Origin of the sequence: Streptomyces africanus, from assembly GCF_030816955.1 — a bacterium.
Taxonomy (GTDB): domain Bacteria; phylum Actinomycetota; class Actinomycetes; order Streptomycetales; family Streptomycetaceae; genus Streptomyces; species Streptomyces africanus.
Genome location: NZ_JAUSYP010000001.1, coordinates 2778747 through 2800449 on the forward strand (window position 1 = coordinate 2778747; position 21703 = coordinate 2800449).

21 protein-coding genes and 1 pseudogene are annotated in these 21703 nt (G+C 70.9%); 12 read left to right on the forward strand and 10 right to left on the reverse strand.

What is annotated here, in order from left to right:
• Positions 1-747, reverse strand: a complete 747-nt coding sequence (recO, locus tag QF034_RS12885; protein ID WP_020273157.1) for a DNA repair protein RecO — start codon at positions 745-747, stop codon at positions 1-3.
• 26 nt (positions 748-773) lie between these two features.
• The gene (locus QF034_RS12890) at positions 774-989 is read right to left on the reverse strand and encodes a hypothetical protein (protein ID WP_086599578.1); all 216 of its coding nucleotides are present in this window, start codon (positions 987-989) and stop codon (positions 774-776) included.
• A 400-nt stretch (positions 990-1389) separates the two neighbouring features.
• Between QF034_RS12890 and QF034_RS12900 the strand changes: the two genes are divergently transcribed.
• Entirely contained in the window at positions 1390-1836 is a 447-nt protein-coding gene (locus QF034_RS12900; protein WP_370880941.1) for a GNAT family N-acetyltransferase, read from the forward strand.
• Here QF034_RS12900 and QF034_RS12905 read toward each other — a convergent pair.
• Together QF034_RS12905 and QF034_RS12910 are read right to left on the reverse strand one after the other, a co-directional pair.
• Positions 1827-2984, reverse strand: coding sequence for a glycoside hydrolase family 113 protein (locus QF034_RS12905; RefSeq protein ID WP_307175095.1), 1158 nt, complete (start codon positions 2982-2984; stop codon positions 1827-1829). The two genes, QF034_RS12900 and QF034_RS12905, sit on opposite strands and share 10 nt — an antisense overlap.
• A 96-nt stretch (positions 2985-3080) precedes the next feature.
• Positions 3081-3527: a protein-tyrosine phosphatase family protein gene (locus QF034_RS12910; RefSeq protein ID WP_307175096.1), complete on the reverse strand. Its 447-nt coding sequence runs from the start codon at positions 3525-3527 to the stop codon at positions 3081-3083.
• Positions 3528-3730: 203 nt separating this feature from the next.
• Here QF034_RS12910 and QF034_RS12915 point away from each other — a divergent pair, with 203 nt between their 5' ends.
• From QF034_RS12915 to QF034_RS12935, 5 genes are read left to right on the forward strand one after another with little or no spacing between them, the layout of a single operon-like run.
• The gene (locus QF034_RS12915; protein ID WP_307175097.1) at positions 3731-5362 is read left to right on the forward strand and encodes an ABC transporter substrate-binding protein; all 1632 of its coding nucleotides are present in this window, start codon (positions 3731-3733) and stop codon (positions 5360-5362) included.
• A gap of 4 nt (positions 5363-5366) precedes the next feature.
• Positions 5367-6329: an ABC transporter permease gene (locus QF034_RS12920; protein ID WP_307175098.1), complete on the forward strand. Its 963-nt coding sequence runs from the start codon at positions 5367-5369 to the stop codon at positions 6327-6329.
• A complete protein-coding gene (locus QF034_RS12925; RefSeq protein WP_307175099.1) occupies positions 6326-8311 on the forward strand; it encodes a dipeptide/oligopeptide/nickel ABC transporter permease/ATP-binding protein in 1986 nt (661 codons plus the stop codon). Before QF034_RS12920 ends, QF034_RS12925 begins: the two co-directional genes overlap by 4 nt.
• The gene (locus QF034_RS12930) at positions 8308-9336 is read left to right on the forward strand and encodes an oligopeptide/dipeptide ABC transporter ATP-binding protein (protein ID WP_307175100.1); all 1029 of its coding nucleotides are present in this window, start codon (positions 8308-8310) and stop codon (positions 9334-9336) included. The genes QF034_RS12925 and QF034_RS12930 overlap by 4 nt, the downstream gene beginning before the upstream one ends.
• Positions 9333-10265, forward strand: a complete 933-nt coding sequence (locus QF034_RS12935) for a dihydrodipicolinate synthase family protein (protein WP_307175101.1) — start codon at positions 9333-9335, stop codon at positions 10263-10265. The genes QF034_RS12930 and QF034_RS12935 overlap by 4 nt, the downstream gene beginning before the upstream one ends.
• Positions 10266-10359: 94 nt before the next feature.
• Here the strand turns inward: QF034_RS12935 and QF034_RS12940 are convergent, their stop codons facing one another.
• Together QF034_RS12940 and leuA are read right to left on the reverse strand one after the other, a co-directional pair.
• The gene (locus tag QF034_RS12940; RefSeq protein ID WP_307175102.1) at positions 10360-11058 is read right to left on the reverse strand and encodes a tellurite resistance TerB family protein; all 699 of its coding nucleotides are present in this window, start codon (positions 11056-11058) and stop codon (positions 10360-10362) included.
• A 186-nt stretch (positions 11059-11244) separates the two neighbouring features.
• Entirely contained in the window at positions 11245-12966 is a 1722-nt protein-coding gene (leuA, locus tag QF034_RS12945) for a 2-isopropylmalate synthase (RefSeq protein WP_086559083.1), read from the reverse strand.
• Between the two features lie 320 nt (positions 12967-13286).
• Here leuA and QF034_RS12950 point away from each other — a divergent pair, with 320 nt between their 5' ends.
• From QF034_RS12950 to QF034_RS12960, 3 genes are read left to right on the forward strand one after another with little or no spacing between them, the layout of a single operon-like run.
• Complete coding sequence (locus QF034_RS12950; RefSeq protein ID WP_307175103.1) at positions 13287-14348, forward strand: M4 family metallopeptidase; 1062 nt, start codon at positions 13287-13289, stop codon at positions 14346-14348.
• 20 nt (positions 14349-14368) lie between these two features.
• On the forward strand, positions 14369-14635 hold the full coding sequence (locus tag QF034_RS12955) for a protealysin inhibitor emfourin (RefSeq protein WP_307175104.1): 267 nt from the start codon (positions 14369-14371) through the stop codon (positions 14633-14635).
• A 57-nt stretch (positions 14636-14692) separates the two neighbouring features.
• Entirely contained in the window at positions 14693-16021 is a 1329-nt protein-coding gene (locus QF034_RS12960) for a GH1 family beta-glucosidase (RefSeq protein ID WP_307175105.1), read from the forward strand.
• On the opposite strand, the gene QF034_RS12965 is transcribed toward QF034_RS12960, so the two are convergent.
• The 3 genes from QF034_RS12965 to QF034_RS12975 are packed head-to-tail and all read right to left on the reverse strand — an operon-like array spanning position 16011 to position 17987.
• Entirely contained in the window at positions 16011-16823 is an 813-nt protein-coding gene (locus QF034_RS12965; RefSeq protein WP_307175106.1) for an SAM-dependent methyltransferase, read from the reverse strand. The two genes, QF034_RS12960 and QF034_RS12965, sit on opposite strands and share 11 nt — an antisense overlap.
• 43 nt (positions 16824-16866) lie before the next feature.
• Positions 16867-17118: a DUF397 domain-containing protein gene (locus QF034_RS12970; RefSeq protein WP_307175107.1), complete on the reverse strand. Its 252-nt coding sequence runs from the start codon at positions 17116-17118 to the stop codon at positions 16867-16869.
• Positions 17115-17987 carry a Sco1979 family transcriptional regulator gene (locus QF034_RS12975; protein WP_307175108.1) on the reverse strand — a complete coding sequence of 291 codons (873 nt, stop codon included), beginning with the start codon at positions 17985-17987 and terminating at the stop codon, positions 17115-17117. Before QF034_RS12975 ends, QF034_RS12970 begins: the two co-directional genes overlap by 4 nt.
• 247 nt (positions 17988-18234) lie before the next feature.
• On the opposite strand from QF034_RS12975, the gene QF034_RS12980 reads away from it, so the two are divergent.
• A complete protein-coding gene (locus tag QF034_RS12980) occupies positions 18235-18681 on the forward strand; it encodes an ATP-binding protein (protein WP_307175109.1) in 447 nt (148 codons plus the stop codon).
• A gap of 178 nt (positions 18682-18859) precedes the next feature.
• Here the strand turns inward: QF034_RS12980 and era are convergent.
• Positions 18860-19823: pseudogene (gene era / locus QF034_RS12985) on the reverse strand (GTPase Era).
• Positions 19824-19995: 172 nt separating this feature from the next.
• Between era and QF034_RS12990 the strand changes: the two are divergent.
• Positions 19996-21306, forward strand: coding sequence for an ammonium transporter (locus QF034_RS12990; protein ID WP_307175110.1), 1311 nt, complete (start codon positions 19996-19998; stop codon positions 21304-21306).
• The gene (locus QF034_RS12995; protein WP_307175111.1) at positions 21303-21641 is read left to right on the forward strand and encodes a P-II family nitrogen regulator; all 339 of its coding nucleotides are present in this window, start codon (positions 21303-21305) and stop codon (positions 21639-21641) included. Before QF034_RS12990 ends, QF034_RS12995 begins: the two co-directional genes overlap by 4 nt.
• Positions 21642-21703: the final 62 nt, after the last annotated feature.

Sequence of the window (21703 nt, forward strand, 5' to 3'; positions counted from 1 at the left end):
TTACTTCTCGACGTAGCGCAGGGAGCGCAGCCCGCGCTCCATGTGCCAGTGCAGATACGCGGACACCAGCCCGCTGCCCTCCCGGACGTACCGCGCCTCGCAGGCGTCCGCGGTCTCCCAGTCTCCCGTAAGCAGCGCGCCGAGGAGTTCCAGGGCCTGCGGCGAGGGTACGACGCTGCCGGGCACCCGGCAGTCCACGCAGACGGAACCGCCCGAGGCGACCGAGAAGAACCGGTTGGGCCCGGGCATGCCGCACTTGGCGCAGTCGGTGAAGCTCGGGGCGTAGCCGTTGACGGCGAGGGAGCGGAGCAGGAACGCGTCCAGCACGAGATGCGGCGCGTGCTCCCCGCGGGCGAGGGTCCGCAGCCCGCCGACGAGCAGCAGATACTGCTGCACGGCCGGCTCCCCCTCGTGGTCGGTGAACCGCTCGGCGGTCTCCAGCATCGCGGTCCCGGCGGTGTACCGCGCGTAGTCGCTGACGATCCCGCCCCCGTAGGGCGCGATGGTCTCGCTCTGCGTGCACAGCGGCAGCCCGCGTCCGACCAGCTCGCTGCCCTTGGCGAAGAACTGCACGTCGACGTGGGAGAAGGGTTCGAGGCGCGCACCGAACTTCGACTTCGTCCGGCGCACACCCCTGGCCACCGCCCGTACCCGTCCGTGACCGCGGGTGAGCAGCGTGATGATCCGGTCCGCCTCACCCAGCTTCTGGGTGCGCAGCACGATGCCGTCGTCGCGGAACAGACTCATGGCGCCATTCTCGCAGGGTCATGGCGTCAAGGGACCTCACCCCTGCTGCGGGCGTTGGCGTACGCCGTCGCCGCGCGCAGCCGCTCCGCGGGGGTGGCGTGCCGGACGGCACCGGGGTCGGCGTCCCACTCCTTGCCGCCGCCGTACGGCCTCAGCTGTACGTAGGGCCCCTCATGCCCCATGACGATGCCGATGCGGCCGCTGCGGGTGTCCACGACGTACGCGCCGACCGGGGGCTTCATCGCGGCACCGCCGCGAGCCGCCGAGCGGCGCGAACGGAACACCGGCCCGATTCCACGAGCGGACAGGGTACTTCCCGCACAAGATTCACCGGGTGAAGCCCCAGTGACGTCTGGACAATTCCGGTCCTGGCGAGTTCTGCCCGCAATTCTTTCACCGCATCCTCCGCTTCTTCGGCGCAGAGCGCCGAGTGTCGTGCCTCCACCGTGCTCCCCCTCCTTTCGGAGTTTCACTCTTCGCATCTCTGCGGTGACGCTCCGCGTCTACACTCGGGAAGGGTCTGTGCCCTACAACTGCGGGGCAGCACAAGGGGTTCGGCAAAGACGAAAAGCAGATCGCCGAAAAAGCGGTATGCGGATTTCTTCGACCCTACGATCCCGCTCCATGGAACACTCGTGGACCATGCGCCCGGCCGGGCCGGCGGATGTCGAGCCGATAGCGGAACTGCGGGCGGTGGTGATGCGCCCGGACCTGGAGCGTCTGGGCCGCTATGACGAACACCGGGTCAGACAGCGCCTGCGCGACGGCTTCTCCGCCCGGCACACCTCGGTCATCGAGGCCGACGGCGCCTTCGCGGGCAGTGTCGCCCTGCGCCCGTCCGAGACCGACGAGAACGGCCACTGGCTGGAACACTTCTATCTCGCCCCGGCCCTCCAGGGCCGGGGCCTGGGAGCGGCGGTCCTGCGCACCCTGCTGACCCGGACCGACGCGGACGACGCACTCGTCCGCCTGAACGTCCTCCAGGGCAGCCCGGCCCGCCGCCTCTACGAACGTCACGGCTTCACGGTCGAATCCCAGGACCCGGTCGACGTCTTCATGCTGCGGCTACCGGGCGCCGTTCACCCCTGATCGCGGTGGCCCGCCGCCCCGTACCGGCGGGCCACCGCGTGGAACGCCTCCTTGGGCTCCCAGTGCCAGCCGGAGGCGGGGTCGTCCGGGCGGTCCTTGATCGCCTTCGTGAGGGCGTACGTCGCCATGTCGAGGTCGAGGCGGGGTTCGTCCGGGCGGTGCGGGGCGTCCGCGGTGAGGAACTCGAAGGTCATCGCCGCGTACAGGCCCATCGACTCGAAGACGTCCAGCAGTTCGCCCACGTAGTCGGCCTGGACGCGCTCGCTGCGGACCAGGTCGCCCTTGATCTCCGGCGGCTCCTTGTCGTAGTCGACGACGTCCCAGCCCATGCCGGCGGTCTCGGGGGCACCGACGTAGGCGCAGGTACCGAACTCGGTGATGGCGAGCGGCTTTCCCCACCGCAGGTACCGCTTCAGCTCCCGGACGTACCCGGAGCGCTCGGGGAAGTACGAGTAGTAGTCGATGCCGACGATGTCGAAGAGGTTCCAGTCCGGGTCGTCGATGGACTGGGCGGCGGCGTAGCTGAGGTTGCCCTTGAAGACGGAGCGGCCGGTCTTCGCGGCCTTCGCCGTGAAGTCGGCGAGGCGGCGCTGCGCCCGGGGCCAGTCGACCGTGCCGTTCTGCAGGTTCCTGATGCGCTCCAGGACCGTCTCGCCCGGCAGGATGCCGGGGACGAACAGCCAGAACTCGCAGCCGACGCTGAAGTCGACACCGGCGCCCTGCCGGCGGAGCCGTTCCGCGAACCGGCCGGTCTCGGCCAGGTGCTCCAGGATGTCCCGCTGCGGGGCGTCGCCGAGCGTCGGCTGCAGCCAGATGTGCAGCCCGCGTTCGGCGGCCTCGGCGGCGGTGGCGGTGAGCCGCTCGACGCCGTCGCCGGTGACGTCGATGGTGTCGGCGTGCAGGTCGTCCCGGATGGCCCGGACATCGGCCCGCATCCGGCGGGCGTTCCACGCGGTCCCCGGCGTCTCGCCCTCCCCGACCGTGTAGACGACGCCCCGCCGGCGCAACCCCCTGCCGTGCCGGGGCTCCGCCGCCCGGCCCTGTCCCGCCGGCCCCAGCGCCCCGGCGACCCCCACCGCCGCCGCCCCGGCCAGGAACTGCGCCCGGCTGATGCTCTTCGCCTGCTTGATCCCCTTGGTCTCTTCCATGCCGTCCACTGTGCCGAGCGGACGCCCGGCCCGGCTGTCGGCCGTCGGTCTACGGCGGGGCGACCAAGGTATGAGGCGCCGCGCCGAAGGAAGGGCTCACCCCTCGCCGAACCGGCGTACGTACCGCCGCTGCCAAGGCGTTTCCACCGCATGCCGGTCGTAGTGCCGGCGCACGTACGCCACCGCCTCCTCGGCGGGTACGCCGTCCAGGACCGCGAGGCAGGCCAGGGCCGTGCCCGTGCGGCCGCGTCCTCCGCCGCAGGCGATCTCCACGCGCTCCCCGGCGGCCCGCTCCCAGGCGTCGGCCAGCACCTCGCGGGCGGCCGGCCGGTCCGACGGGAGGCGGAAGTCGGGCCAGCGGATCCAGCACGCCTCCCAGGGGACCTCGGGCGGCTGCCGGCCGAGCAGGTAGACGCCGTAGGAGGGAAGGGGTGCGCCGGGGTCCATGGGGTGGCGCAGACCTCGCCCCCGCACCAGCCGGCCGGACGGCAGTCTCAGGACGCCGGCGCCACTCTCGGTCCACAACTCAGTCACGCCCCTCATCATGCCTGCCCTGATGTGCCGTCAACTCACCTGCCAGGGCAGTGCCATTGGTCCCACCTGTGGCAGATACGCCATTCGTGCGCGATCCCTTGACCGCCCCCACGGCCCCTCCTATGGTCGCGCTGACCGCCGGACGTAGGACGTCGTATCTCCGCTGCTCACCCTCCCCCTTCTCCTTTCCAGACCTCTCGCTGGAGGACCCCGTGCGCGACGTGACCCACGACGTGCCGGCGCCGCACCGCCGGACGTTCCTGAAGTACACCGGCGTGCTGGGCGCGGCCGCCGCCGTCTCCGCGTCGCTGTCGGCCTGTTCGGCCGGGCCGGAGTCCACCAACGACACCGGTGGCGGCGGCAGCGGGGCGAACCGGACGCTGACCGCCGTGATCGGCTACGGCAACGACGGCAGCTGGGACCCCACCCAGACGGCGTCCGCGTTCTGCATGGCCGCGAACCATCACATCTACGAGGGCCTGCTGGACACCGACCCGATCTCCCGCGAGCCGTACGCGGCCCTGGCGACCGAGGTGCCGGAGGACCCGGGCGGCACGTCCTGGAGGTTCACGCTGCGGGAGGGGGCCACATTCCACGACGGCAAGCCGGTGACCGCCGACGACGTGGTCTTCGTCTTCGAGCGGATCCTCGACCCGGGCACCCAGACCCTCGCCAAGGGCTTCTTCGCGAGCTGGCTGAAGGAGGTCCGGAAGATCGACGCGCGGACCGTGGAGCTGGTGCTCAAGTTCCCGTTCCCGGACGGGCTCGCGCGGCTGACCCTCGCCAAGATCATGCCGAAGCACGTGTTCTCCAAGCCCGGCGCGTGGGACGACGCCATCAAGGGCAAGGCGATCGGCTCGGGGCCGTACCGGCAGACCGCTCACCACCCGAAGTCGAACACGACCTTCGAGGCCTTCGACGGATACAACGGCCCGCGCAAGCCGGCCTTCCGGAAGATGAACTGGCTGACGATCGTGGACGCGGCACCCCGCGTCGCGAAGATCTCGGGGGCGAGCGCGGGCGCGCAGATCGCGGACAACATCCCGTACGCCAACATCGCGCAGTTGGAGAGCGGCGGGCTGACGGTCGCCGGCGGAGCCGGGATGAACAACCTGTTCCTGATGTTCAACACCCGGCACAAGCCCTTCGACGACGTGCGCGTGCGTCAGGCCCTGCACTACGCCATCGACACCGAGAAGATGGTGGAGGTGGCGCTCAAGGGGCACGGCAAGCCGTCGAGTTCCTTCCTCGACGAGAGCAACCCGTCCTACCGCCGGGCGAAGACCGTGTACGACTACGACCCGGACAAGGCGAAGACGCTGCTGAAGGAGGCCGGGGTCAAGGGGCTGAGCATCGACATCCTCGCGGTGAACGTGAGCTGGATCGTCGACTGCCTGCCCACCATCAAGGCGTCCTGGGACGCGATCGGTGTGAAGACGACCCTGTCCCCGCAGGAGACCACGGCCGTGTTCACGAAGATGGACCAGAAGCAGGACTACCAGGTCGTCGCCGCCGCCTCCAACCCCAACCAGTTCGGCCTCGACGCCGACCTGATCATGCACTACAACTACGGGCCCGAGAACCTGTGGATGCAGTACACGCGGTGGGCCGGCGACCCCGTCGCCAAGGCGCTCTTCAGGGACATGGACCGGGCCACCCGGGAGCCGGACCCGGAGAAGAAGAAGGCGATGGTCCAGGACTACGTCGACGTCGTCGCCGAACAGGCCGTGCTCTACCCGGTCGTCCACAACGAGCTGATGACGGCCTGGGACCCGAAGCGGCTCAGCGGCATAAGGGCCCAGGCCTACCCGGGCATCAACCTCCTCCAGGCCAAGTGGGCCTAGCGGCATGACGGCAGTCCTGCGGATCCTGCTCCGCCGCGTCGCCCTGCTCGTGCCGCTGATGCTCGGCATCGTGCTGTTCGTCTTCCTGGTGATGCGGTTCTCGGACGTCGATCCGGCGTCCGCGTTCTTCCAGGGCGCCAACCCGACCCCACGGCAACTGCACGACTTCCGCGAGGAACACGGCCTGCTCGACCCGCTGCCCGTGCGCTACGCCGACTTCGTCGCCGACCTGTTCCACGGCGACCTGGGCACCAGCGCGCTGACCCGGGCGCCGGTGATCGACCAGGTCACCACCGCGCTGCCGCTCACCCTCCAGCTGACCTTCCTGGGCCTGGGCATCGCGGTCGTGCTGTCCCTCGTGGGCGGCGTGACCGCGGCGATCCACCGGGACCGGCTGCCCGACCAGATCATCCGGGTCGTGTCGCTGACCGGTGTCGCGGCCCCCGGCTTCTGGCTGGCGCTGCTGATGATCCAGTATCTGGCGGTCGACCTGGGCTGGTTCCCGACCGGCGGCTACATCAACCCGGCCGACTCCTTCACCGGCTGGCTGAGGACCATGACGCTCCCCGCCCTCGCTCTCTCCCTGCCGGTGGCGGCGCAGCTGACCCGGATCGTGCGGACGGCCGTGGTGGAGGAGCTGGACAAGGACTACGTCCGGACGGCGATCGGCAGCGGGCTGCCGCCCCGGGTGGTGGTCGGGCGGAACGTGCTGCGCAATGCGCTCATCAATCCGCTCACCGTGCTCGGGCTGCGGGTCGGCTATCTGCTGGGCGGCGCGGTCGTCATCGAGACGATCTTCTCGCTGCCCGGCATGGGCAAGCTGATGATCGACGCCGTGAAGAACGGCGATCCGGCCGTCGTCCAGGGCGTCGTCCTGACCACGGCGGCCGGGTTCGTGGTCGTGAACCTCGTCATCGACGTCCTCTACCTGCTGGTCAACCCGCGACTGAGGGATGCGACCGCATGATGACCCGTCCGGCGACCCGCAAGAGCCTCACCGAGGCGCTGTCCCGGCCCGGCGTGCGGCTGCGCGCCTGGCGCCGGCTGCCGTTGCCGTCGAAGGCCGCCGTCTGCTTCCTGGCGGTCGTCGTGCTGCTGGCGCTGCTCGCCCCGCTGCTCGCCCCGCACGACCCGCTCGACCAGCAGCCGCCCGTCGACGGCACCGGGCATCCCTCCGCCGGACACTGGATGGGCCAGGACAGTCTCGGCCGGGACATCCTCAGCCGGCTGATGTACGGGGCGCGCTGGTCGCTCGCGATCGGGCTGGGCGCCACCGGCCTGGCGCTGGTGGCCGGGGCACTGCTCGGAGCGGTCGCGGCCACCTCGCGCAAGGCGGTCGACGAGACGCTGATGCGCTGCCTGGACGTCGTCATGGCGTTCCCGGGCATCGCGCTCGCCGCCGTGCTGGTCGCCGTGTTCGGCGGCGGCATCACGGTGCTGATCTGCGCGATCGCGTTCCTGTTCACGCCGCCGGTGGCCCGGGTCGTCCGCGCGAACGTCCTCGACCAGTACGGCGAGGACTACGTGACGGCGGAACGGGTGATCGGCGCCCGGACACCTCACATCGTGCTGAAGCATGTGGCGATCAACTGCGCCGCGCCCGTGCTGGTGTTCTGCACGGTGCAGGTCGCCGAGGCGATCGTCTTCGAGGCGTCGCTGTCCTTCATCGGAGCGGGCGTACGGCCGCCCGACCCGTCCTGGGGCAGTGTCATCGCGGACGGCAAGAACATGGTGCTCACCGGCGGCTGGTGGGCGACCGTGTTTCCCGGCCTGCTGATGCTGGTCACGGTGCTGTCGCTGAACATCCTGTCCGAGGGGGTGTCCGACGCGTGGGCGGCCCCGGCCGCGCGCGAGGTGGAGGTCCCCGAGGACGACCGGCTCCAGGCGCCGGAGCCCGGCAGCGGGGAGGTCGTGCAGCTGCCCGGCCTGACGGAAGCGGCCCGGCGGCTGCGGGCCCGGGCGCGTCGACTGCCCCGGGACGGCGAGCCCGTGCTCGCCGTGGAGAACCTCACCATCGGCTTCGACCGGCGGCACGGCGGTGTGGACATCGTGGACGGCATCAGCTTCGAGGTGCATCCCGGTGAAGTCCTGGGCCTGGTCGGCGAGTCGGGCTGCGGCAAGTCACTGACCGCGCTCGCGATCATGGGCCTCCAGCCGAAGGGGGCGCGCGTCGGCGGCCAGGTCCGGTTCGACCGGCGGGACCTGCTCGCCGAGCCGATGCGCGTACGCCGCAGGCTCCTGGGCCACGAGATGGCGATGGTCTACCAGGACGCGCTGTCGTCGCTGAACCCGGCGATGACGATCCGCGCCCAGCTCAAGCAGGTCGTCCGGCGCGGCGGGCGGCGCAGCCCCGCCGAGTTGCTGACGATGGTCGGCCTCGACCCCGAGCGCACCCTGCGCAGCTACCCGCACGAACTGTCCGGCGGGCAGCGGCAGCGCGTCCTGATCGCCATGGCCCTGTCCCGCGACCCGAAGCTGATCGTCGCCGACGAGCCGACGACCGCCCTCGACGTGACCGTGCAGGCCCAGGTCATAGAGCTGCTGCTGCGGCTGCGCGAGGAGCTGGGCTTCGCGCTGATCCTCGTCTCGCACGACCTGGCGCTGGTCGCGGACGTCACCGACCGGGTGGTGGTGATGTACGGCGGGCAGATCGTGGAGACGGGCGTGACCGCCGACCTGGTGGAGGCCCCGGCCCACCACTACACGCGCGGCCTGCTCGGCAGCGTGCTGTCGCTGGAGTCGGCGCAGGAACGGATGACGCAGATCAAGGGGGTCGTGCCGTCCCCGGCCGACTTCCCGGCCGGGTGCCGGTTCGCCGACCGCTGCCCGCGCGCGAGCGAGGTCTGCCGTACGACGGCTCCGGTCCTGGCCGGCACCGCGGCCCACACAGCGGCCTGCCATCACCCGGCCATGGAGCCGGCGACCACGGAGACCGAGGCGGTGTCATGAACGCACAGCCCGCTCTGGTGGAGCTCTCCGACACCCACGTCGTCCACAAGGCCCGCAGCGGCGGCCTGTTCACCCGTGACCGGGTGTACGCCCTGACCGGCGCCGACCTGGCCATCGCGCCCGGCGAGACCGTCGGCGTGGTGGGCGAGTCGGGCTGCGGGAAGTCGACCCTGGCGAAGGTACTGGTCGGGGTGGAGCGGCCGACCCGGGGCACGGTGTCGTTCCGGGGCCGCGACCTGTGGGCGATGCCGCCCGCCGAACGCCGCCGGGCCGTCGGCGGCAGCACCGGCATGATCTTCCAGGACCCGTCGACGGCCCTGAACCGCCGTCTGACCGTACGGCAGATCCTGCGGGACCCGCTGGACGTGCACGACCGGGGCACTCGGGGTCAACGTGACGAGAGAGTCAGGGAGTTGATGTCGCTGGTCGGCCTCCCCCGGGCCCTCGCCGACGCCCTGCCGGGCCAGTTGTCGGGCGGGCAGCGGCAGCGCGTCGCGATCGCCCGGGCGCTGGCGCTCGACCCGGACCTGGTCGTGGCGGACGAGCCGACGAGCGCCCTGGACGTGTCGGTCCGCGCCCAGATCCTCAATCTGCTGCTGGACCTGAAGGAACGCCTGGGCCTGGCCCTGGTGTTCGTCTCGCACGACATCCAGACGGTCCGGCGGATGAGCGACCGCGTGATCACCATGTACCTGGGCCGGATCGTCGAGGAGTCCCCGGCCGCCCTGGTCACCGACCGGTCCCGGCACCCGTACACCCGCGCCCTGTTCTCCGCCACGCCCGGCCTGCTCGACCCGATCGAGCCGATCCCGCTGGCCGGTCCCGTCCCGTCGGCGACGCGCCCGCCGAGCGGCTGCCCGTTCCGCACGCGCTGCTGGAAGGCCGACGCGACGTGCGCGGAGGCGATGCCGGACTTCTCGGTCGCGTCGGCCCCCGCGCACCGCTTCCGCTGCCACCATCCTGTCCAGGAGGACGAGTCGACCCGCGATCTCGTCCGCCAGAGCGACCCGATGGAGGCTCCATGACCCTCACCCCGCTGACCGGTGTCATCCCGCCCGTCTGCACGCCCCTGACACCGGAACGCGAGGTTGACGTCCCCTCGCTGCTCAGGCTGGTCGACCATCTGGTGTCCGGCGGGGTGCACGGTCTGTTCGTGCTCGGCTCGACCTCGGAGGCGGCGTATCTGACGGACGCCCAGCGCAGGCTGGTGGTCGAGTCGGTCGCGGCCCACACGGGCGGGCAACTCCCGGTGCTGGCCGGGGCGATCGACATGACGACGGCCAGGGTGGTGGACCATGTCGCGGCGGTGACGGCGGCGGGCGCGGACGCGGTCGTCGTCACCGCCCCGTTCTACGCCCGCACCCACCCGGCGGAGATCGCCCGCCACTACCGCGCGGTCGCCGCCGCGAGCCCGGTCCCGGTGGTCGCCTACGACATCCCCGTCGCCGTCCACACGAAGCTGCCCGCGGACGTGGTCCTGGAGCTGGCCGCCGACGGTGTCCTGGCCGCGCTCAAGGACTCCAGCGGCGACCTGGCCGCCTTCCGCCAGGTCGTGACCGGGGCCAGGGCCCACCCGGGCATCACCGGCTTCAGCGTGCTGACCGGCTCCGAGCTGATCGTCGACGCGGCGCTCGCGGTCGGCGCGGACGGCACCGTGCCCGGCCTCGGCAACGTCGACCCGCACGGCTACGCCCGCCTGGACCGCCTGTGCCGCGCCGGGGAGTGGGAGCAGGCCCGTGCCGAACAGGAGCGGCTGTGCGCCCTGTTCGGCCTGGTCGGCGTCGGCGACCCGGCCCGCATGGGCCCCGGCTCCTCGGCGATCGGCGCCTTCAAGGCCGCGCTGCACCTGCGGGGCGTGATCGACTGCCCGGCCACGGCGGAGCCACAGGTGCCGTTGTCACAGGCCGAGGTGGAGCGGGTCGGGACGTACCTGACGGCGGCGGGGCTGCTCTAGGGCCTGTCAGGTCCCAGGGCCCGGCAGGGGCGCCGTTCATCGACAGAACCCGGCAGCAGCGCCGCTCCACGACAGAACCGGCAGCAGCGCCGCTCTACGACGGCGTCCGGGCCGCCGCCGCCAGCACCCGGGTCACGTCGTCCGAGCAGATGGTGAGCGCCGCGCCCACCGTCGCGAGCACGTCCCGCTCGGCCGGTGTGTAGGGACCGTCCGCCAGGGCGATGCGCGCTCCCTGGAGCAGGATCGATTCGCGGCCGACCGTGGCGAGGTGCGGGGCGAGCGGGTCCAGCGCCTCGTGCAGCTCTATGGCCAGCCCCGCGCCGCAGGGCTCCCCGGTGATCCGGCCGGTGTCCGCCCTCAGCGCCTCCACGAGGGCGGCCAGCTGTTCCTCCGTGCAGTCGTCGAAGCCGGCCGCGCGCACGGCGAGCACCGCGGCCTCCAGCGCCGTACGGGAACCGGCGCCGCCCGCGGCCAGCACGGCGAGGGCGACGGTGTGTACTGCGTCGCGGAGCATCGCGGAGAAGCGGGTGGTGGTCGGATGGTCGAGGACGTCCGTGCCGAAGTGGCGGCGGCAGGCGGCGCACTCCACGACCGGGCCGGTCTCGCCGCGCGGCAGCACCGGCAGGCCGAGCAGGGTGAAGCGGCGTTGGCCGGTCAGCCGCTGGTAGTTGCGGTCGCCGCCGCAGCCGGGGCAGAAGAACTCCCCGTCACCGGCGGGCGTCCACGCGGTACGGGTGCCCAGGATGCTCGAAAGCCTGGCGGCACGGCCGTTTCGTCCCCGTCCTGGCAGCACGTCGCACCTCCGTCACGCCGCACGGCAGCGTCGCCGCGCTTGCGTGATGTTAGCCACATCTGTGAGGAGGAGTCAGTACCCCGGAGGAGACCTTTCCGTGACCCTCACAGGGATTGGCCGGTATACGACGGGGCTCCGCCCGCCGGACATCAGCGGACGGAGCCCTCAAACCGCCTACAGGGCTGGTCAGCGCGTCGCGCGGTTGACGGCCGAGACGACCGCCTTCAGCGAGGCCCGCGTGGTGTTCGCGTCGATTCCGATCCCCCACAGGACCTTGTCGTCGATCGCGCATTCGATGTACGAGGCGGCCTGCGCGGAGGCGCCCTCGCTCATCGTGTGCTCCTGGTAGTCCAGCAGGCGTACGTCGATGCCGACGGACTGGAGCGCGTCGAAGAAGGCCGAGATCGGGCCGTTGCCGGAGCCGGTCAGGACGGTGTCCTGGCCGTCGACCGTGGCCTCCACCGTCAGCGTGTCCACGCCGTCGGTGTCGGTCGTCGACTGGTTGTTCTTGACCTGGATCCGGCCCCACGGGTTCTCGGGGTTGGGCAGGTACTCGTCCCGGAAGGTCGCCCAGATGTCCTTCGGCGTGACCTCGCCGCCCTCGGCGTCCGTCTTCGCCTGGATGATCTTCGAGAACTCGATCTGCATCCGGCGGGGCAGTTCCAGCTTGTGGTCGTTCTTCAGGACGTACGCGATACCGCCCTTGCCGGACTGCGAGTTGACCCGGATGACCGCCTCGTAGGAGCGGCCGACGTCCTTGGGGTCGATCGGCAGGTAGGGCACCGCCCACTCGATGTCGTCGACGGTGACGCCCTTGGCCTTCGCGTCGGCCTCCATGGCGTCGAAGCCCTTGTTGATGGCGTCCTGGTGGGAGCCGGAGAAGGACGTGTAGACCAGGTCGCCCACGTACGGGTGGCGCGGGTGGACCTCCATCTGGTTGCAGTACTCCCACGTACGACGGATCTCGTCGATGTCGGAGAAGTCGATCTGCGGGTCGACGCCCTGGGAGAAGAGGTTCATGCCCAGGGTGACCAGGTCGACGTTGCCGGTGCGCTCGCCCTGCCCGAACAGGCAGCCCTCGACGCGGTCGGCACCGGCCATCAGGGCCAGCTCGGCGGCGGCGACGGCCGTGCCGCGGTCGTTGTGCGGGTGGATCGACAGGCAGACGTGCTCGCGGCGGGAGAGGTTGCGGCCCATCCACTCGAAGCGGTCGGCGTGGGTCGACGGGGTCGAACGCTCCACCGTTGCGGGCAGGTTGAGGATGATCTCGCGGCCCGGGCCGGGCTGCCAGACGTCCATGACGGCCTCGCAGACCTCCAGCGCGAAGTCCAGCTCCGTGTCGGTGAAGATCTCGGGGCTGTACTGGTAGCCGAACTCGGTCTCCGGGCCCAGCAGCTTCTCCGCGTACTCCATGACCAGCCGCGTGCCGTCGACGGCGATCTGCTTGATGTCGTCCTTGGAGCCCCGGAAGACGACCCGGCGGAAGACGGGGGCGGTGGCGTTGTAGAGATGGACGGTCGCGCGCTTGGCGCCCTTCAGCGACTCCACCGTGCGCTCGATCAGGTCCTCACGGGCCTGGGTCAGTACGGAGATGGTGACGTCGTCGGGGATGGCCCCGGGCTCTTCGATGATCGAGCGTACGAAGTCGAAGTCGGTCTGGCCGGAGGCCGGGAAGCCGACCTCGATCTCCTTGTAGCCCATCTTGACCAGCAGGTCGAACATCGCGCGCTTGCGGGCGGGCGACATGGGGTCGATCAGGGCCTGGTTGCCGTCGCGCAGGTCCGTGGAGAGCCAGCGGGGGGCGGTGGTGATGCGCTGGTCCGGCCAGGTGCGGTCCGGGATGTCGACCTGCTCGTAGCGGCCGTACTTGTGGATCGGCATGGAACTGGGCTGCTGGCGGTTCGCCATGATGCGGGGGCTCCTCAGAGTGTCCGGAAGGACGGCCGACGACGCAGCACCAAGCTCCGCGGGGAGGGAGTCGGCCTCGACTACAGGCCCTCGCCGCGGCAGCTAAGGAGAAGCAGCCCGAAACGCATGATGCGCAGCATGCTAGCCGAGGCCCTCCGGGGTGCGCGGGTCCGTATCAGTATGCGGGACCGGCCGCCCATACGGGACAAAAAGTGCGCTATACCACTTCGCCACGGAGCGTGAGGACCCTTGTCCCCGTATTTCACCAATCATGGTGGCGACTAGTGACAGTCCCGTCACGCAGTGCAAGGGTGCCGGGCATGACGACTCACGGGGGCTTCGAGCCCGTCTTCTGCACCATCGTTCCGCCCCATGTCCTCGACAAGCTCGCCCAGGCCGAGGACTCGGCGCTCGCCGGACCCGCCCGCCGGACCCTGGAGCGCGACGCCTTCGAGCGCACCCAGCGCCGCCTCACCACGGTCATCGGCGCCACCGCCGTCGCCGCGGTCGCCGACGGCAAGCCGCAGCGCACCGTCCACGACGCCCGGCACGGCACCGACCTGCCCGGCCACAGGGTCCGCGGCGAGGGCGACAAGCCCGGCAAGGACGCCACCGTCAACCGCGCCTACGCGGGTCTCGGCGCCACGTTCGAGCTGCTCCTGAAGGCGTACCAGCGCGACTCGATCGACGGCAACGGCCTGCCGCTGAACGCGACCGTGCACTACGACCGCGAGTACAACAACGCCTTCTGGAACGGCGAGCAGATGGTCTTCGGCGACGGGGACGGGGAGATCTTCCTCGACTTCACCATCCCGATCGACGTCATCGGCCACGAGCTGGTCCACGGTGTCACGCAGTACACGGCCAACCTCACCTACTTCGGCCAGCCCGGCGCGCTGAACGAGTCCGTGTCGGACGTCTTCGGCTCGCTCATCAAGCAGTACACGCTGGGCCAGACCGCCGCCGAGGCCGACTGGCTGATCGGCGCGGGCCTGCTCGCCCCGCGGGTGACGGGCAAGGCACTGCGCTCCATGAAGGAGCCGGGCACGGCGTACGACGACGACGTCCTGGGCAAGGACCCGCAGCCGGCCACGATGGACGACTACGTGCGCACCGGTCGCGACAACGGCGGTGTCCACATCAACTCGGGCATCCCGAACCACGCCTTCTACCTGGCGGCCACGGCCCTCGGCGGCCACGCCTGGGAGCGCGCGGGGCTGATCTGGTACGACGTGCTGACCGGCGGCGAGCTGAAGCAGCAGGCGATGTTCGCCGACTTCGCCACGCTCACCGTCAAGGCCGCGCGGGAGCGGTTCGGCGACGGGGAGGAGCTGGACGCCGTGTCGAAGGCCTGGGAGCAGGTCGGGGTGCGGACCCTGTAGTTCCGTACTAGACAGGTGCCATGCGTATTCAGGTGAGGCGCACGGGCGGGTTCGCGGGCATCGAGCGGTATGCCGAGGTGGACACCTCCGGCCGCCCCGATGCCCCCGAATGGCACGCACTGGCCGAGCAGGCGGTCGCCGCCGGCCGGAGCACGCCGCCGATGGGGGTCCCGGACGGGTTCAGCTACCAGATCACCGTGGACGGGAAGACGGTGTACGCGGCCGACCCGCGGCTGACGGACCAACAGCGGAAGCTGATCTCGCGGGTGCTGAAGGAAGGTGCCTGACAGGTCTTCCGCGGCGGCCTGTTGACTTCCGTTACCGGCGGTACGGATGATCCGCGCATGGCGACTGACGCAGGCAATCCGATCCCCCGATTCCCGGCCGGCTTCCTCTGGGGCGTGTCGACCTCGGCGCACCAGATCGAGGGCGCGGCGGACGAGCGCGAGCCGTCCGTGTGGGACGCCTTCACGGCCGGGCCGGGCCGGGTCAAGGACGGCTCGACGGCGGCGGTGGCCTGCGACCACTACCACCGCCACCGCGAGGACGTGGCCCTGCTGGCCGGCCTCGGCGTGAACGCCTACCGCTTCTCGGTCTCGTGGCCGCGGGTGCGCTCCGAGAAGGGCCTGGACTTCTACGACCGGCTGGTGGACGACCTGTGCGCGGCGGGGGTGCGCCCGGTGCCGACCCTGTTCCACTGGGACCTGCCGGCGGACCTGGACTGGCTGGAGCGGGACACGGCAGCGCGCTTCGCCGAGTACGTCTCGCTGGTCGCCGGCCGCCTCGGGGACCGGGTGCCGCAGTGGATCACCCTCAACGAGCCCGCCGAACACACCCTGCTGGGCCACGCCCTGGGCGTGCACGCGCCGGGCAGGCAGCTGCTGTTCGACGCGCTCCCGGCCGCCCACCACCAGTTGCTGGCCCACGGCCTGGCCGTCCGCGCCCTGCGCGCCGCGGGCGCCACGGACATCGGCATCGCCAACTCGCACGGCCCGACCTGGGCGGCGTCCACCGAGGCGGAGGACGTGGAGGCGGCCGAGTTCTACGACGTGCTGCTGAACCGCCTGTTCGCGGACCCGCTGCTGCTGGGCCGGTACCCGGACGGCATCGGCGAGCTGATGCCCGGGGACGTCGAGGCCGACCTGAAGGTGATCGCCGAACCGCTCGACTGGTACGGCGTCAACTACTACGCGCCGACACGGGTGGGTGCCCCGCAGGGCACCGACATCACCTTCGGCGGCGTCGCCATGCCCGCGGAACTCCCCTTCTCGGTCCGGGAGGTCACGGGCCACCCGGTCACCGACTTCGGCTGGCCGGTCGTGCCCGAGGGCCTGACCGAGCTCCTCACCACCTTCCAGGACCGCTACGGCGACCGGCTCCCGCCCGTCGTCATCACCGAGAACGGCTGCTCGTACCCGGACACCGACGACCAGGACCGCATCGCCTACCTGGACGGCCACATCCGGGCCCTGCACCGGGCGCTGGAGGCGGGCGTCGACGTGCGCGGCTACTTCGTGTGGTCCCTGCTCGACAACTTCGAGTGGGCGGAGGGCTACGCACGCCGCTTCGGCCTGGTGCACGTCGACTTCGAGACCCTTCAGCGGACCCCGAAGTCGTCGTACCGCTGGTACCGGGAGGTGCTGCGGGCCCAGAGGGAGGGGGCTACGGCTTGATGCCCACCCCGGTCCACAGGCTGACCTCGGCGTCCGTCGGGGCGTCACCGTCGGAGGCGTCGGGACGCCAGCGGTGGCCCACGGTGACGCCCGGGTCGAGCAGCTCCAGGCCGTCGAAGAAGCGGGCGACGTCCGCCCGGGGGCGGAACCGCACCGGTGTCCCGGCCGAGGTGTAGATGTCGGTGACCTTCTGCCAGGTGGCCGGGTCGAAGTCGGGCGTGCAGTGGCTCAGCGCCAGGGCGCTGCCCGAGGGCAGGACGTCCAGCAGGCGGCGCACGATGCCGTACGGGTCCTGGGCGTCGGTGACGAAGTGCATCAGGGCATTGAGGGACAGCGCGACCGGGCGGCTCAGGTCCAGGACCTCGGCCAGTTCGGGCGCGGTCAGCAGCGACTGCGGGTCGTTGACGTCGGCCTCGATGTACGTCGTACGGCCCTCGGCCGTGCTGCGCATCAGGCGCTCGGCGTACTTGAGGACGAGGGGGTCGTTGTCGGCGTAGACCACGCGGGCGTCCGGGACCACGGACTGGGCCACCTGGTGCAGGTTGGGCTCGGTGGGGATGCCGGTGCCGATGTCCAGCCACTGGCGGATGCCGTGCTCGCGGGCGAGGACCCGGGTGGCCCGGTGCATGAAGGCCCGGTTCTCGCGGGCGCAGACGAAGATGGCGGGGTAGGCCTCGGCGACCCGCTCGGCCGCCTGCTTGTCGACCTCGAAGTGGTCCTTGCCGCCCAGGTAGTAGTCGTACATGCGGGCGGAGTGCGGCCTGCTGGTGTCGATGTCCCGCGCGGCCTGCGAGTTGCTCATGGGGGGTGCCTCTCGGTGGGGGGTGGGGTGGATCAGCGGGGGTTCAGCGGGCCGTGAGGTGGTCGGCGAGGCCCTGCTTGACCCCCGCGACGAACGCGGTGATCTCCTCGGGCGTGTAGATCAGCGCGGGACCGGCGGGATCGGCCGACTGCCGCACCGCCACGCGGCCGTCGGCCAGTTGCTTGGTCTCCACGCACTGGCCCCCGTTGGGGCCGCTCCACGGACGCTCCCAGCCCTGTTCCCCGAGGTCCGACGCGGGCATCCCGTTGTAGACGGCGCCGTCGGCGATGGTCATGAGTACTCCTTCCGCATGCGGTTCAACAGCGCCTTGCTGTCCGCGGACGAGGTCTTCAGCGACAGCCGGTTGTGGGCCTCCAGATGGGCCACGACGTCGGCGCGCTGGTCGAGGTAGACGGACGCGGAGAGGATCTCGCTGTAGACGATGTCGGGCAGTTCCCGCTCCTCGAACCGGAAGTAGGTGAAGGGCGCGCACGCCCCGACGTGGGCGCCCGCGTCGAACGGCACGATGTCGACGCTGACATGGTCCAGCTCGGATGCCTCCAGGAGCCGGTCGATCTGCTCGCGCATCACCTCGGGGCCGCCCACCACCCGGTGCAGTACGGCCTCCTCCATCACCACCCAGAGTGTGGGCGCGTCCGGCTTCGTCAGCAGGCTCTGGCGGCGCAGCCGCAGCTCCACACGCCGGTCCAGGTCCTCGTCGTCGTCGTTCGGGAAGCCTCCGCGCAGCACGGCACGCGCGTACCCGGGTGTCTGGAGGAGGCCCGTGACGTACTGCGGCTCGTAGGTGCGCAGGGTTCTCGCGCCGGTCTCCAGACTCACGTAGGCCGTGAACCAGGACGGCATCACATCGCGGTACGGGTGCCACCAGCCGGGCTCGTTGGCCCGTTCGGCCAGGGTGACGAACTCGTCGATCTCCTGCTGCTCCGCCCCGTAGGTCTGGAGCAGCTTCTCGACGTAGAGGATCTTCAGGCCGACCTCGGCCTTCTCCAGGCGGCGGATGGTCAGCGGCGTGACGCGCAGGGCCTTGGCGGCGTCGTCGAGGGAGAGCCCCGCGGCCTGGCGGGCCTCCTGGAGGCGGCGTCCCAGGATCATGCGGAGCACGGTGGGCGCGCCGGCGCCGGTGCCAGATCGCGCGTCGCTCACGCCGTGCCTCCCGAGGGGTCGTCACCGGCGCCAGCCTGACAGGGAGTTGATCGTTCCGCCAAGCGGCCCGGAGCCGCGATACCTTCCTTCTGAAATTATCAGGCAGACGGTTGCAGCGTGAACTGCTCTGCGAGCATAGTTACTTGTGCGAACAGGGCACCGGAACCCCCAACTCCCCTTTCCGGCCCGTCCGATTCGCGCCTCGCCCCTTCCTTGACTGCGCCCACCCCCACGGAAGGCGAACGCCGTGTCCCCCCACACGACTTCCACTCCCCGGTTCCTGGACGCGGTGCGCCCGGGCCGCACGCACTGGCTGGAGCTGCCGTCCCACCGGACCAGCGTCAGGGTCGCCCGTCATGCCACGCAGGCGCGGCTGGCCTCGTGGCAGGTGCCCGACGAGGTGTGCGCGAACGCCGTCCTGGTGGTGTCCGAGCTGGTGACCAACGCCGTTCTGCACACGCCCGGCGAGTGGGTCCTGTGCGGCGTCGGCCGGATGACGGCGGAGCGTTTCCGGCTGGAGGTGCACGACGGCGACCTCACGGGCCGGGGCATCCCGGACCACTGCCCCGGCCTCGACGACGAGGGCGGCCGTGGCCTGCTGCTCGTCCGCGAGATAGCCGACAGCTGGGGAGTCACGCGCTCGCCCCTCACCGGCGGCAACGCGGTCTGGGCGAGCCTGGCGACGCCGTTATAGCGCCCTGGAGCCTCAAAACCCCAACTTGCGCAACTGCCTCGGATCCCGCTGCCAGTCCTTGGCGACCTTCACGTGCAGGTCCAGGCTCCATCAATATGCGGCTACCGCCGCGCGGCCGGCGTGCCCAACCGCACCCCCACCCGACGCCGACCACCCACAGGCAACCCGCACCCGAACCTCAAAACCCCAACTTGCGCAACTGCCTCGGATCCCGCTGCCAGTCCTTGGCGACCTTCACATGCAGGTCCAGGAACACCGGGGTGCCGAGCAGGGCCTCGATCTGTTTGCGGGACTTGATGCCGACCTCCTTCAGGCGCTTGCCCTTGGGGCCGATGATGATGCCCTTCTGGCTGGGGCGCTCGATGTAGACGAAGGCGTGGATGTCGAGCAGGGGCTTGTCGGCCGGGCGGTCCTCGCGGGGGAGCATCTCCTCGACGACCACGGCGATGGAGTGCGGGAGCTCGTCTCGGACGCCCTCCAGCGCGGCCTCGCGGATCAGCTCGGCGATCATGACCTGCTCGGGCTCGTCGGTGAGGTCGCCCTCGGGGTAGAGCGCCGGGCCCTCCGGCAGGAGCGGGACGAGCAGGTCGGCCAGCAGGTCCACCTGCTTGTCGCCGACCGCCGACACCGGGACGATCTCCGCCCACTCGAAGCCGAGCTCCTTGCCGAGCTGGTCGATCGCGATGAGCTGCTCGGCGAGCGTCTTGCTGTCCACCAGGTCGGTCTTGGTGACGATCGCGATCTTCGGCGTCTTCTTGATGGACGCGAGTTCCTTGGCGATGAAGCGGTCGCCGGGGCCGAGCTTCTCGTTCGCCGGCAGGCAGAAGCCGATCACGTCCACCTCGGCCCACGTCGTGCGCACGACGTCATTCAGCCGCTCGCCCAGCAGCGTGCGCGGCTTGTGCAGCCCCGGGGTGTCGACCAGGATCAGCTGGGCGTCCGGGCGGTGCACGATGCCCCGCACGGTGTGCCGCGTCGTCTGCGGCTGGTTCGCCGTGATCGCCACCTTCTGGCCGACCAGAGCATTCGTGAGGGTGGACTTGCCCGCGTTGGGACGGCCCACGAAGCAGGCGAAGCCGGGCCCTGTGGACAGCCTCGGCCGACTCTTCGGATGACTGGGTACGAACGCTCATGGCGCCCATTCTCCCTGATCCACAGAGCCCTGCCGCACAGGCGCCCGAACGCCGCCCGCGCCGTGAGCTTCACGAAACCCGCAAGCAACGAAACGTCACGGAAACACACCCGTACGCAACCGGAAACGCGGGCCGGTGAACCTCTGACGAGCCCCCGGAGCCCCACCTCGTTGGAGACACCGTGCCTCTGGCCGCCGCAAGCGCCGACACCGGCGACACCGCCTGGCTGCTCGCCGCCACCGCCCTCGTCCTGCTGATGACCCCGGGCCTGGCCCTGTTCTACGGCGGCATGGTCCGCACGAAGAGCGTGCTCAACATGCTGATGATGAGCTTCGTGTCGATCGCCCTGGTGACCGTGGTGTGGCTGGCCGCCGGGTACTCCCTCGCCTTCGGCGACGACACCGCGGGCGGGCTCATCGGCGGGCTCGAACACGCCGGCATGAGCGGCCTCGGCCCGGACAGCCTCCAGGGGACGGTCCCCACCCTGCTCTTCGCCACCTTCCAGCTCACCTTCGCGATCATCACGGCCGCATTGGTCAGCGGCGCGGTCGCCGACCGGGCGAAGTTCGGGGCGTGGCTGGTCTTCGTGCCGGTGTGGGCGCTGCTCGTATACGTTCCGGTCGCGCATTGGGTCTGGGGCCCGGGCGGCTGGATCCTGGAGAAGCTCGGTGCCCTCGACTTCGCCGGCGGGCTGCCCGTGGAGATCGTCTCCGGCGCCTCGGGACTCGCGTTGTGCCTGGTCCTGGGCCCGCGGCTGGGCTTCAAGAAGGACGCCATGCGCCCGCACAACCTGCCCATGGTGATGCTGGGCGCCGGTCTGCTCTGGTTCGGCTGGTTCGGCTTCAACGCCGGGTCCGCGCTCGGCGCCAACGGCCTCGCGGCCGCCGCGTTCCTCAACACCCTCGCCGCGGGCTGCACCGGCCTGCTCGGCTGGCTCTTCGTCGAGCAGAAGCGCGACGGCCACCCCACCACCCTGGGCGCAGCCTCCGGCGCGGTCGCCGGCCTGGTCGCCATCACCCCGTCCTGCGGCTCGGTCTCCCTGCTCGGCGCCCTGGTCGTCGGCCTCACCGCCGGGGCCATCTGCTCGTACGCCGTGAGCTGGAAGTTCAAGCTGAACTACGACGACTCCCTCGACGTCGTCGGCGTCCACCTGGTCGGCGGGATCATCGGCACGCTCCTCATCGGCGTCTTCGCCGTGGAGTCGATGACCGGCGGCGCCGAGGGCTTCCTCTACGGCGGCGGCCTCGGCCAGCTCGGCAAGCAGCTGCTGGCCGTGGTCGTGGTCGCGGCGTACGCCTTCGGTGTGACGTACGGGATCGGCAGGCTGATCGACGCCACGCTGGGCTTCCGCGCGAGCGAGGAGCAGGAGCAGACCGGCCTGGACCTTACGGTGCACGCCGAGACGGCCTACGATCACGGAGTCCTGGGCCACGGCGCCCCGGTCTCCTCCTCCGTCGTCCCCTCCGCCCAGAAGGTCACCCCCCAGGCATGAAGCTCATCACCGCGATCGTCAAGCCGTACCGCCTCGACGAGATCAAGAACGCCCTGCAGGAACTCGGCGTGCAGGGCCTGACCGTGAGCGAGGCCAGCGGCTACGGGCGGCAGCGCGGCCACACCGAGGTGTACCGCGGCGCCGAGTACCAGGTCGACCTGGTACCAAAGGTCCGGATCGAGGTCGTCGTCGAGGACGCGGACGCCGAGGGCGTCATCGACGCGGTCGTGAAGGCCGCGCACACCGGCAAGATCGGCGACGGCAAGGTGTGGGCGCTGCCCGTGGACACGGTCGTGCGGGTGCGGACGGGCGAGCGCGGGCCGGACGCGCTGTAGGTCGCGCCCGGCCCGGCCGGGATCAGTCGCACACGAACGGGCCCGGCGACTGCGGCCCGGTC